Consider the following 12812-nt stretch of genomic DNA (forward strand, 5'->3'; position numbering starts at 1 on the left):
TTATTTTTTAAACGTTCTTTAGGAATGATTGATTTTCTTTTTGTTGTTGTATGGCATTATTAACACATTATAAGATATGAGAAATTTATTTTTAAATATTTCTAAAAGGAGATAATATGAGAATAATTGAAACATCAAAAATAGTAGAAGAAGTTGAAAAATTATGTATAAATTCTAACTATTATTTAGGAGAGGATATAATTTTTAAATATAAAGAAGGAATAACAAAAGAAGAATCAGAAACTGGAAAAGAAATTTTCGAACAACTTTATGAAAATGCAAAGATAGCTAAAGATTTTAAAAAACCAATTTGTCAAGATACAGGAATGGCTGTAGTATTTGTTGAATTAGGCGAAGAAGTACATATTAATGGAAATTTAGAAACAGCTATAAATGAAGGTGTCGCAAAAGGATATAAAAAAGGATATTTGAGGAAATCGATTGTAAAAGACCCTCTTTTTAGAGAAAATACAAATGATAATACACCTGCAGTTATTCATATATCAATTGTAAAAGGTGATAAATTAAAAATAGTTGTAGCTCCTAAAGGTTTTGGAAGCGAAAATATGAGTCAAATAAAAATGTTTCCACCAGCAGCTGGAGTAGAAGGAATAAAAGAATTTGTATTAAAAGTAGTAGAAGAAGCTGGACCTAATCCATGCCCGCCAATTATAGTAGGAGTTGGAATTGGTGGAAATTTTGAACATAGTGCTTTGTTGGCTAAAAAAGCACTGTTAAGAAATATTGGGGACAGAAATAAGAATAGTTATTATTCAGAATTAGAAATTGAGTTATTAGAAAAAATTAACAGATTAGGAATTGGACCTCAAGGTTTTGGAGGGAAAATAACAGCATTAGACCTATTTATAGAAACATATCCTACGCATATCGCAGGAATGCCTGTGGCAGTTAATATTGGATGTCATGTAAATAGACATAAGGAAGTGTTAATATGAATGAAAAATCAGTAAAAAAAACGGTTAAATTAACTACACCATTAAAAAATGAAGATTTGGTAAATTTAAAAATTGGAGATAAAATTTTATTAACTGGAATTATTTATACTGGAAGAGATGCAGCACATCAAAAATTTATAGATACATTAAATAGAGGAGAAAAATTACCATTTGAAATAGAGGGCTCCGTGATATACTATGTAGGACCTGCGCCAGCAAAACCAGGTGAAGTAATAGGTTCTGCTGGACCAACTACAAGCTATAGAATGGATAAATTTGCACCTGAATTAATAAAATTAGGATTAAAAGGAATGATTGGAAAAGGAAAAAGAAGTAAAGAGGTCATTGAAGCTTGTAAAAAATATAAATCTGTTTATTTTGGAGCAACTGGTGGAGCAGCAGCATTAATTGCATCAAGAATAAAAAGCAGTAAAATTATTGCATATGAAGATCTAGGCCCTGAAGCAGTTAGAGAAATGTATGTGGAAGATTTTCCAATGATAGTAGTAAATAATACATCTGGGGAAGACTTATATGAGGAGGGAAAAAGGAAATGGAAGGAATTATGATAGAAAGAGATGACAAAAGAGCATTAAATGAATTGAGGAATATAAAAATAACAACAAATTATATAAAATATCCAGAAGGTTCTGTTTTGATTGAATGTGGAGATACAAAGGTTATATGTAATGCAACAGTAAATGATAAGGTGCCACCATTTTTAAGAGGAAAAGGGAAAGGATGGATTACAGCAGAATATTCTATGCTTCCTAGAGCGACTGGAACAAGAAATATGAGAGAATCTGCAAAAGGTAAACTTAGTGGAAGAACTATGGAAATACAAAGATTAATAGGAAGAGCTTTGAGAACAGGAATTGATTTGGATAAATTGGGCGAAAAAACGATTATAGTTGATTGTGATGTTATTCAAGCCGATGGGGGAACAAGAACCGCTTCTATAACTGGAGGGTATATTGCACTTGCACTTGCAATAGATAATCTTATGAAAAAAAATAGATTAAAAGAAAATCCTTTACTTGGAAATGTAGCAGCAATAAGTGTTGGAATAGTTAAAGGAGAACCTATGTTAGACCTTAAATATTCAGAAGATTCAGTTGCTGAGGTAGATATGAATGTGATTATGAATTCAAAAAATGAATTTGTAGAAGTGCAAGGAACTGGAGAAGAAGCAACTTTTGATAGAACTGAATTGAATAAAATGTTGGATTTGGCAGAAAAAGGGATTAAAGAATTAATAGATATACAAAATCAAGCTATTGGTGAGGGGATAAATGAAATATAAAATTTTTCTTGCAACTAAAAACAGAGGGAAAATAGATGAATTTAAAGATATTTTTAAAAAATATAATAATATAGAACTGTTATCAATGTTAGATGGATATGAATTTCATGATGTAATAGAAGATAAAGAGACTTTTGAAGAAAATAGTCAAAAAAAAGCATTGGAGATTGCAAAAGTTGTAAAAATGTTTGTGATATCAGACGATTCCGGACTTGAAGTTAAAGCTTTAGATGGAAGACCTGGAGTTTATTCAGCAAGATATTCAGGTGAAAATGCTACAGATGAAACAAATAATAAAAAGCTTTTGAAAGAGATGAAAGATAAAACAGAGCGAGAGGGGAAATATATTTCAGCAATAACAATTGCTTCTCCTAGTGGTAAATATAGAACATATGTAGGAGAAATAAAAGGAAAAATATTAGATAAAGAAGTTGGAAATAAAGGTTTTGGATATGATCCGCTATTTTATGTGGAAGAATATAAAAAAACTTTTGGAGAATTAGATGAAAAATTAAAAAATAATATTAGCCATAGAGCAAATGCTATGAAAAAACTTGATAAAGAAATTTTAGAATTTTTAAAGGCAGGTGAATAATTATGAAATATATTAGTACAAGAGGTAATTATAAAAAAGTGAACTCTGCAGAAGCTATAAAACTTGGGATGGTACCAGAAGGTGGACTTTTTGTGCCAGAAAGTATACCAAAATTAAATTTGGAAGATTTAAAAAATATTTCAAAAGAAAATTATCAAGAGATAGCAAAAAAAATATTATCTTTATTTTTGACAGATTTTGATTCTAAAGAAATTAGCGAAATTGTAAATAATTCATATGGTGAAAATTTTGATACAAAAGATGTCACTCCATTAGTAAAGATTAAAGATAATTTGTATATATTAGAGCTTTGGCATGGTCCAACAGCTGCATTTAAAGATATGGCACTTCAAATGTTGCCACATTTAATGCTAAAATCAAAAGAAAAAGTTGGAACAGACAAAACTACACTTATATTGGTGGCTACATCAGGGGATACAGGAAAAGCTGCTTTAGAAGGATTTAAAGATATAGATGGAATAGAGATAATAGTATTTTTCCCAGAAGAAGGTGTAAGCAAAGTTCAAGAATTACAAATGAGGACTACAACTGGAATAAATACAAAAGTTATTGGTATCAATGGTAATTTTGATGACTGTCAAACAGGAGTTAAAAATATTTTTTCGGATAAAATTTTAGCAACTGAGTTAGCTAAAAAAGGATATGAATTATCATCAGCTAATTCTATAAATTGGGGAAGACTTTTGCCACAAATAATATATTATTTTAAAGCATATTTTGAATTAGTAAATAACGATAAAATAAAAATTGGAGAAAAAGTAAATTTTTCTGTACCAACTGGAAATTTTGGAAATATATTAGCAGGATATTATGCTAAAGAGATTGGGCTACCTGTTAATAAATTTATATGTGCTTCAAATAAAAATAAAGTGTTATCAGATTTTATTAATACAGGAGAATATAATAAAAATAGAGATTTTTATAAAACTATGTCTCCTTCAATGGATATTCTAATATCATCTAATTTAGAAAGATTTTTATTTGAAATAACAGGACATAATTCAGAAAAAATTGATAATTGGTATAAAGAATTAAATAAAACTGGAAAATTTAATGTAGATGATGAAACTAAAAACAAAATAAATAAAATTATGGTTGCTGGATTCGCAAGTGAAGATGAAACAGAAGAAACTATATCTAAAATTTATTCTGAAACAAATTATTTGTTAGATACACATACAGCAGTTGGAGTTAAAGTGGTAAATAATTATAATTTAGATGGAAAAACAATAGTTGATTCTACAGCTAATCCGTATAAATTTACAGGAAATGTATTAAAAGCATTAACTGGAGAAAGTGAAAAAGATGAATTTGTAGCAATAGATAAACTAAATGAAAAAACAAAAGTAGAAATACATAGAGCGGTAAAAGGGTTAGATAAGAAAGAGATATTACATAATGAAACTATTAGAAAAGATGAGATGAAGGATGTAGTAGTGAAAAGTGTAAAATAAAATTAGGCGAAAAGAGCTCATTTCCAATGTGGTTAAGTATTGGATTTTGGTTTAGTGGCTTATAGACCTCATCCCCCAACCCCTTCTCCTAACTTAGGAGAAGGGGAGTTAAATAACAAAAAAGTCCTCTCCTAAGTTAGGAGAGGATTTAGGTGATGCCTGAAAATGGATAGAATTATATTAAAGAAGTGTTTTTGAAGAAATTATTTTCTTTGGAAACACTTTTTTTAATACAATTTTTTATCATGTGGTAAAAAAGTTTTTATTATTACTGTTGACAATTCGTTCAAAAAGAGGTACTATTTTAACATACCAAAATAGGGCGGTGATCGAAATGGATATATCGAAGAAAATATTAAATAGTATAAGTGAAGGAGTTTTTACAATAAATGATGAATGGAAAATAACTTCTTTTAATAAAGCAGCTGAAAAAATAACTGGTTATAAAAGAGAAGAAGTGATGGGAAAATATTGTAAAAATATATTTAAGAGTAATAAATGTAGTAAAGGTTGTCCTATGCTTGAAGTTATAGAGTATGATGAGCCAAAAGAAGAAAAAAGTGAAATGAATATAATTGACAAAGCAGGTAAAATAGTGCCAATAAGAGTTAAAAATTATTCTTTGAAAAATTCTGTTGGAGAAACCATTGGTGGAATTGAACTATTTGAAGATATACGAGAGATTATAGAACTGAAAAAGAGATTAAACGAAGAAAAAACTATTATAAGAGAATCAGATAAAATGGAAAAAATAATCGAATTAGCTAATGTTGCTTCCAAGTCGGATTCTACAATATTAATAACTGGAGAGACTGGAACAGGTAAAGAAGTTATAGCTAATTATATTTATAAAAATAGTGAAAGAAAAAACAGACCTTTTATAAAATTAAATTGTGCAGCACTGCCAGGAAGTGTTTTAGAATCGGAGCTTTTTGGGTATGAAAAAGGAGCTTTTACAGGGGCTGTAAAAACTAAAAAAGGATATTTTGAATTAGCGGATAAAGGAACAATATTTTTGGATGAAATAGGAGAATTAGAATATGGATTTCAAGCTAAGTTATTGAGAGTATTGCAAGAAGGAGAATTTTATAGAATTGGAGGGGAAAAGTTAGTAAAAGTAGATATTAGAATTATAGCAGCTACAAATAAAGATTTAAAAAAAGAGGTTGTTGAGAAAAAATTTAGGGAGGATCTTTATTATAGATTGAATATATTTAATTTGCATATGCCTGCATTAAGAGATAGAAAAGAAGATATATTACCTTTGGTGTATAGTTTTATAAATAAATTCAAAGTTAAATTTGAAAAAAATATAATGGGTATTTCAAAAGATGCTTTAAATGTTTTGGTTAATTATAGTTATCCTGGTAATATTCGGGAATTGGAAAATATTATTGAACATAGTTTTATAGTTGCTAAAAATAATATGATTATGGTTGGAGACTGGCCAAATAATTTGGTAGAGAATAAATCTATTAAAAATAATGTGGAAAATGAAATTAAACAAAATGATAAGCTTGTCGAATTGAATGAAAATATTGAAATAAAGCCTTTAGATGAATTTGAAAAAGAATATATTTTGGGAGTTCTTAAAAAATTTGAAGGAAATAAGGCAAAGACTGCAAGAGAATTAAAAATTGATATAAAAAAATTGTATAGGCGATTAGAAAAATGGAGAAAAAATAGTCAAAACGGCATGTAGGTGCATAAAGGTATGCTGTTTTGGGATGGTATCTATATAAAGAATGTTTTATTTCAAATTAATAATTGATATTTATGAAATAGAATTGCTATAAGTAAGTTATTAAGAAAGTAAGTAATTAATTTAAATATAGTAAAAAATAAAATTAGGGAGGTTAAAAAAATATGATATTTTTATATATTTTGACTTTAGTTGCAGTGTTAATATCATTTTTAATTAATGCAAAGAAAACAAAGAAAGCTGTAATTATGGGAGTGAAAAAATTATGGAAAATAACTCCAGCATTTATTGCGATTATTATAGTGGTATCAATTGTTTTATATTTAGTACCAAAGGAAATGATCGTTCATTATCTTGGTGGATCAAATACATATTTTGGAATGATTTTGGCTTTAATAATTGGGACAATAACAGTTTTACCAGGTCCTATAGTATATCCTCTTTGTGGAATACTTCTTGAGCAAGGAGTGTCATATGGTGTTATTGCTGCATTTTCAGTTTCTCTTATGCTTGTAGGAGTATTATCGTTTCCGGTTGAAAGTGCTTATTTTGGTAAAAAATTTGCTGTTTTAAGAAATTTAACAAGTCTTTTTATTGCTGTTGTTGTAGCGTTGGTATTTGCATTTTTAAATGGGAGGTTATCATGAAAAAATCAAAAAATAATAAGATTAAAAAAATTATTTTTGCTCTGTTTTTTATTTTTATATCTTTTTCTTATTTTATAAAATTTACTCCAGGTGTTTTAGTAGGTAAAAATTTTATTGATTTTGCACTTCAAATGATTGAAATGTTACCACCGATATTTATATTAGTTGGGCTTTTTGATGTATGGGTAAAAAAAGAAACTATAGAAAAACATTTAGGTAAAGATGGTGGGTTTAAAAGCTATATTTTGGTTTTTATATTGGCAGCTCCAATGGCTGGAGGGCTTCTAGCAGCGTTTCCAATTGCATATGCTATCTATAAAAAAGGAGCAAGGCTTACAGTTATGCTTGTTTTTTTAGGTGCTGTTGGGATAGGACGTGTTCCTATGGTTCTTTTTGAAGCTTCATTTTTGGGAATAAAGTTTAGTGCTATTCGTTTAATTGTATCTATTCCTCTTGTAATTATTACAGGAGTTATGTTAGGAAGAGCATTGGAAAAAAGAGAATATAAATTACCTGAAAATAATCAAAATTAATATAAGTTAATATTTTTGAAACAAATTTGCTTATATTAATATAGAGGGTGGTGGAAATGAGAAATAGACATAGATGTGGGATGAGAATGAGTGCAAATAAATATTTGATGATGAAAGATTATGAAACTGCATATAATTTATATAAGAATATGATTGATGAAAATGGAACCGTTAATGATTATTTAAAATATATATTTATTCTTGTTATGTTAAATAGAAGTTATGAAGCTGTAGAAATCGTAAATAAAATATTGCCATCTGCTATAAAATGTAAAGGATATGGGCTATTAAAAGAATTAATAAAAGATAATATTGATATAATTAGAGATAGAGGAGATATTATAGGAGAAAAAATATTTAAACTTATTTTAGGAGATGGAAAAGATGGAAGTAACAGTTTTGATGGAAAACCTTGTATATAAACAAGGTTTAAAAAGTGAACATGGGTTATCTTTTTTATTAAAATCAGATGATTTGAAAATAATTTTTGATACAGGGCAAACAGGAGATTTTATATGTAACGCTATTGCATTAGGAGAAAATTTAAAAAATGTTGATTATGTAGTTTTAAGTCATGGTCATTATGATCATACAGGTGGATTAAAAAGATTTTTAGATATAAATAAAACTGCAAAAATAATTATGAAAAAAGAGGCGTTAGAAGAAAAATATTCGAATTCAACTGGGAAAATAAGACCAATAGGATTTGAATTAAAAGATAGTTATATGAATTATGATAATGAATTTATATTTGTAGATGGTTTTTATGATATTAATAAAAATATTAGAGTAATTGGAGATATAAAAAAATATACTGATTATGAAGATGATGAAAAAAAACTGTTTATAAAAAAAGATGAAGAATTTATAAAAGATAGTTTTAAAGATGAACTATTTTTAGTTGAAAAAAATGATAATAATAAAAAAATAGACATTATAACAGGATGTTCTCATAATGGGATTATAAATATTATAAAAACTGCAAAATATAATTTTGAGGATTATAAAATAAATTCAGTTATTGGAGGAACACATTTAAAAGGAAAATCAAGCGATAGAATAGAAAAAACTATAAAAGCATTAGAAAAATTAGAAATAAATAAAATTGGAGTTAATCATTGCACAGGTATTGATAGTTATACAATTTTAAAATCAAAATTAGGCGATAATATTTTTTACGCATATACAGGATTAAAAATAAATTTATAGGAGGATTAAAATGGCAGAACAACAAGTAAATAATGATCAAGCAATGCAAGATATGAGATTAAAAGCAAATGTAGAAAAAATCAAACATAAAATTGTGGTAATGAGTGGAAAAGGTGGAGTTGGAAAATCTACTGTTGCTACAAATATAGCTTATGGATTAGCATTAGAAGGGAAAAAAGTTGGGCTTTTAGATGCAGATGTACATGGACCAAATATTCCATTAATGTTAGGTATTGAAGGAAAAAAGATTGCTAATTTAGCAGAGCCATATCAAGTACATGAAAATTTAAAAGTTGTTTCTTTGAGCTTTTATGTGGGAAGTTCTGATGATCCGATTATTTGGAGAGGTCCTGCAAAAACAGGAGCAATAAAACAACTTTTAGCTGATGTAAATTGGGGCGACTTAGATTATATGGTAGTTGATTTGCCACCAGGAACAGGAGATGAACCATTAACAATAGCTCAAAATATTGGAAAAGTAGATGGAACTGTAATAGTAACAACACCACAAAATGTAGCATTACTTGATTCAAGAAAGTCAGTGAAATTTTCAAAATTATTAAATATGCCTATACTTGGTATAGTAGAAAATATGAGCGGATTTATTTGCCCTCATTGTGGAGAAAGAGTAGATATATTTAAATCTGGTGGAGGAGAAGCTGCTGCAAAAGAGTTAGGTGTGAATTTCTTAGGGAAAATACCAATGGATCCAGCTATTGTTGAAGCAGGAGATAGTGGGAAACCGTTTATCTATTTTAATAACGGAGGAATTGCAGCTGGTATATTTACAGGAATTGTAGATGAATTAATAACTAAATCTGAAGGAAAAACAACTGAAAAGAAAGAAGAAGAAAAAACAGGAAATAGTGGAGGAGAAAAAATTATGAGAATAGCATTTCCAACAAATGATAGAGTTAATGTAGAAGAACATTTTGGACATTGTAAAGAGTTTGCTATATTTGAGGTAGAAGCTGGGAAAATATTAAAAACTGAATTTATAACACCACCACCACACGAACCTGGAGTGCTACCTAAATTTTTACATGAAGAGAAAGTTAATATAATAATTACTGGAGGAATGGGTCAAAGGGCTGTAGATATATTTCATTCTAATGAGATTGATGTTATATTGGGAGCAAGTGGAAGTATGGAAGATGTGTTAAATGAATATTTAGGCGGAGATCTATATTCTAAAGGATCGGCATGTAATCATGATCATGATGATGACCACGAATGTAATCACTAAAATTAAGTTTAACTTATATGAAACCGAGAAATCGGTTTTATATAAGTGCTGAAATTTTGCAAATCAAAATATTAGCACTTATAATGAAATATTTGCCTGGTTTTAAGGGCAAAAACTATGAAATGGAGGTTGATTAAAATGAGAGGAAACAGAAGAGGACCATTAAATGAAGGTCCAATGACAGGAAGAGGATTAGGATTATGTAGCGGGAGTGAAACTACTGGATATGTAAAAGAAGGCGGTAGATTGGGATTAGGATTAGGTAGAAGAAATGGAGCAGGAATGGTTGGAGGCTTTGGAAGAAGAGGCGGAAACGTTGGAGCAGGAAGAGGCTTTGGATTTAGAGGCAGAGGATATGGATATGAAAATTATTCTGCACCTGCTATTAATGAAACAGAATATTTAAAAGAAGAAGAAAAAGTTTTAAGAGCAAACTTAGATGCTATTTCTAAAAGATTGGAAGAATTAGAAAAAAATAGTAAATAATTTAACTATGAAAATCAGTAAAACGTACCAGAAGATTGGTGTGTTTGATATGAGATTCAAACACACCAATTATATTAATTAAAATGAAATATTAATTTGGAGGAAAAATAAAATGGAGAAAAAAGTAATAAAGAATTTTAGCCCTTCTTGGTTTGCGGTGGTTATGAGTACAGGAATTATACCAATTGATTTATGTTTGGCAAAATCAAGCGTCCCTTTTTATTCTACTTTAGCAAAAATATTTTTTGTTTTATCAACATTAGTATTTGTTGCATTATTTATACCATGGATTATTAGATTTTTTACAAATATGGATGAGATAAAAAAAGATTTAAGACATCCTGTATTGGGGAGCTTTTTCCCAACAGTTGCAATAGCAACTTTGATATTAGCAATTGATTTTTTAAGAATAGGAGAATCCTTTTTAGGAAAAGAGTTAGCTTTAAAAATAGCATTAATTCTTTTTGTAATAGGTACAATCGGTGTATTTTTATTTGGATTTATTATATTACCACTAACTTATATTAGTGATAATATAAATTTACAACATGCTAATTTTGGCTGGTTTATACCGCCGGTTTCTCATCTTATAATTGCTGTTGTAGGGCTTGATTTAGTTCCACATTATAAAAATACAGTTTTAGGAAATAATATTTTTATAATATCTTTAATTGGAGCAGGAATAGGTATGTTTTTATATTTATTTGTGGGTGCAATTGTATATCATAGATATATTTATCATGAAATGCCAATGCCTAAATTGGCCTCAACATTTTTTATAGGCATGTCTCCAACAGCTATTTTAACAATTATATTGGTAAAATTAGTTGCAGCTTCTAAATTTGTAAGTTATAATATAAATGTTGGAGCAATAAGTTCAGTTTCTAAAGTTTTGGGTATTGCATTTTGGGGATTTAGTATATGGTGGTTTATTATTTCGTTGATAGTTTTAGTTCATCATATTAAATCAAAACAATTACCTTATGCTTTAAGTTGGTGGGCTTTTATATTTCCAATTGGTGCTTTAGGTGTGTCTACTGGAGCGATTAATAAATTGGTGCATTTCAAATATTTTATATATTTTTTAAATGGGATAGATATTGTACTGTTAGCAATGTGGCTATTTATAGGAATAAAAACCATAAAAGGCATAGTCAATGGAACTGTTTTTGAGGCGCATTAAATAATAAAATAGGAGTGGATTATGAAAACATATGTAGAATGTATTCCGTGTATAATTAATCAAGGTATAAAAATAGGTAGAAGATTAGATATTAAAGATGAAAAAATAGAAGAGATGGTAAGAGAATTAATGGACCATTTAAAAGGAGAAAATTTTAATAAAACTCCGGCAGAATTAGCAAAATATTCATATAAGATAATAAACAAGTATATGATGACAAATGACCCATATAAAGAGATAAAAAAATATTATAATGAAAGTATGTTAAAATTAGTTCCAGAAATAAAAAATATAATTAATAACTCTGGTAATAGATTTGAAATAGCTATGAAAATAGCTGTACTAGGAAATATAATAGATTTTGGTTCAAAGCATAAATTTTCTGAAAATGATATAATAAAAAAAGTTAGAGATATAGGAAATAGCTATTTTGCGATTGATGATAGTAAAAAGTTATATGATAAATTAAGAGTATCAAAAACTTTACTATATATTGGAGATAACTGTGGAGAAATAGTTTTTGATAAAATATTTATCGAATATATAAAATTTTCTTTTCCTAATTTAAAAATTTATTATGGAGTAAGAGGTGAACCTGTAATTAATGATGTTACTATAGTAGATGCAAAAGATGTAAATATGGAAGAAGTAGCAGAAGTTATAGACAATGGAGATAATTCTCCAGGAACAGTATTAAATAATATATCTGGAAAATTTAAAGATTTATTATTTAATTCAGATTTAGTAATTTCAAAAGGACAAGGCAATTATGAAACTTTAAATGAAATTAATAGAGATGATGTTTTTCTATTATTTATGGCAAAATGTGATGTTGTGTCAAAAGAATTAGGGGTAAAGAATATGAGCTTTATTTGTAAAAAAATAGATAATATTTAAAAATAAAAAGCTTTTAATATATATTAATATATGCTAATATATACGCATATAAAATAAAAATAGGAGGATTTAAAAATGAGAATAGCAATAACAGCAAAAGGTGAAGGATTAAAATCAATGGTAGATGACAGATTTGGAAGATGTGAGAATTTTGTAATATTTGATACAGAAACAAAAGAAACAACTACAGTAGATAACGATGCAAAAAATGAAAGTGGAGGAGCAGGAGGAAAAGCTGTAAGAATTTTATCTTTAAATAAGGTGGATGTAGTTATAGCTCCTGAATTGGGACCAAAAGCAACTGAAGGATTAAAAGCTTTTGAAATAAAAGCCTATAAAAAAGGAAATAGTGCTACAGTAGAGGAAGCTATTAATAATTATAATGAAAATAAACTTGAAGAAATTAAATTTTCTACAGTAGAAGAACATAGTGGACTTAGAAAAGCTTAAAAGAAAGAATAATTGATAATAGAAAATTAATTATGAGGAAAATGAGAAGATAGAAATATAAAATTAGGTGCTTATAATTTTATATTTAATTAAGGGTCAGATAAACGAGTGCTTACTATTTTCCTATAAA

General features: G+C 27.9%; 15 protein-coding genes. All 15 read left to right on the top strand.

Annotated features, from left to right (window positions below; translation table 11 throughout):
- Positions 1 to 116: 116 nt before the first annotated feature.
- The 15 genes from RDY08_RS04710 to RDY08_RS04780 all read left to right on the top strand — a co-directional run bounded on the left by RDY08_RS04710 (position 117) and on the right by RDY08_RS04780 (position 12682).
- Positions 117 to 956 carry a fumarate hydratase gene (locus RDY08_RS04710; protein WP_307905279.1) on the top strand — a complete coding sequence of 280 codons (840 nt, stop codon included), beginning with the start codon at positions 117 to 119 and terminating at the stop codon, positions 954 to 956.
- Positions 953 to 1525 carry a Fe-S-containing hydro-lyase gene (locus RDY08_RS04715; RefSeq protein ID WP_307905280.1) on the top strand — a complete coding sequence of 191 codons (573 nt, stop codon included), beginning with the start codon at positions 953 to 955 and terminating at the stop codon, positions 1523 to 1525. Before RDY08_RS04710 ends, RDY08_RS04715 begins: the two co-directional genes overlap by 4 nt.
- Complete coding sequence (gene rph, locus RDY08_RS04720; RefSeq protein ID WP_307905281.1) at positions 1510 to 2259, top strand: ribonuclease PH; 750 nt, start codon at positions 1510 to 1512, stop codon at positions 2257 to 2259. Before RDY08_RS04715 ends, rph begins: the two co-directional genes overlap by 16 nt.
- Positions 2249 to 2854 carry an XTP/dITP diphosphatase gene (locus RDY08_RS04725; protein ID WP_307905282.1) on the top strand — a complete coding sequence of 202 codons (606 nt, stop codon included), beginning with the start codon at positions 2249 to 2251 and terminating at the stop codon, positions 2852 to 2854. Before rph ends, RDY08_RS04725 begins: the two co-directional genes overlap by 11 nt.
- A gap of 2 nt (positions 2855 to 2856) precedes the next feature.
- On the top strand, positions 2857 to 4329 hold the full coding sequence (gene thrC, locus RDY08_RS04730) for a threonine synthase (protein ID WP_307905283.1): 1473 nt from the start codon (positions 2857 to 2859) through the stop codon (positions 4327 to 4329).
- 334 nt (positions 4330 to 4663) lie between these two features.
- Positions 4664 to 6031 (top strand): sigma-54 interaction domain-containing protein, encoded by a 1368-nt coding sequence (locus RDY08_RS04735; RefSeq protein ID WP_307905284.1) that lies wholly within the window; start codon positions 4664 to 4666, stop codon positions 6029 to 6031.
- A 164-nt stretch (positions 6032 to 6195) separates the two neighbouring features.
- The gene (locus RDY08_RS04740) at positions 6196 to 6678 is read left to right on the top strand and encodes a permease (RefSeq protein ID WP_307905285.1); all 483 of its coding nucleotides are present in this window, start codon (positions 6196 to 6198) and stop codon (positions 6676 to 6678) included.
- Positions 6675 to 7211: a permease gene (locus tag RDY08_RS04745; RefSeq protein WP_307905286.1), complete on the top strand. Its 537-nt coding sequence runs from the start codon at positions 6675 to 6677 to the stop codon at positions 7209 to 7211. The genes RDY08_RS04740 and RDY08_RS04745 overlap by 4 nt, the downstream gene beginning before the upstream one ends.
- Before the next feature lie 56 nt (positions 7212 to 7267).
- Positions 7268 to 7633, top strand: a complete 366-nt coding sequence (locus tag RDY08_RS04750; protein ID WP_307905287.1) for a hypothetical protein — start codon at positions 7268 to 7270, stop codon at positions 7631 to 7633.
- On the top strand, positions 7596 to 8420 hold the full coding sequence (locus RDY08_RS04755) for an MBL fold metallo-hydrolase (protein WP_307905288.1): 825 nt from the start codon (positions 7596 to 7598) through the stop codon (positions 8418 to 8420). Before RDY08_RS04750 ends, RDY08_RS04755 begins: the two co-directional genes overlap by 38 nt.
- 10 nt (positions 8421 to 8430) lie before the next feature.
- Positions 8431 to 9666 (top strand): iron-sulfur cluster carrier protein MrpORP, encoded by a 1236-nt coding sequence (locus RDY08_RS04760; protein WP_307905289.1) that lies wholly within the window; start codon positions 8431 to 8433, stop codon positions 9664 to 9666.
- Between the two features lie 138 nt (positions 9667 to 9804).
- The gene (locus RDY08_RS04765) at positions 9805 to 10152 is read left to right on the top strand and encodes a DUF5320 domain-containing protein (RefSeq protein ID WP_307905290.1); all 348 of its coding nucleotides are present in this window, start codon (positions 9805 to 9807) and stop codon (positions 10150 to 10152) included.
- Positions 10153 to 10264: 112 nt separating this feature from the next.
- Positions 10265 to 11335, top strand: a complete 1071-nt coding sequence (locus RDY08_RS04770) for a TDT family transporter (protein WP_307905291.1) — start codon at positions 10265 to 10267, stop codon at positions 11333 to 11335.
- 21 nt (positions 11336 to 11356) lie between these two features.
- Positions 11357 to 12232: a damage-control phosphatase ARMT1 family protein gene (locus RDY08_RS04775; RefSeq protein ID WP_307905292.1), complete on the top strand. Its 876-nt coding sequence runs from the start codon at positions 11357 to 11359 to the stop codon at positions 12230 to 12232.
- A 75-nt stretch (positions 12233 to 12307) separates the two neighbouring features.
- Positions 12308 to 12682: a NifB/NifX family molybdenum-iron cluster-binding protein gene (locus RDY08_RS04780; RefSeq protein ID WP_307905293.1), complete on the top strand. Its 375-nt coding sequence runs from the start codon at positions 12308 to 12310 to the stop codon at positions 12680 to 12682.
- The last annotated feature ends 130 nt before the right edge of the window (positions 12683 to 12812 follow it).

It is taken from the genome of Haliovirga abyssi (genome assembly GCF_030295325.1).
GTDB lineage: Bacteria > Fusobacteriota > Fusobacteriia > Fusobacteriales > Haliovirgaceae > Haliovirga > Haliovirga abyssi.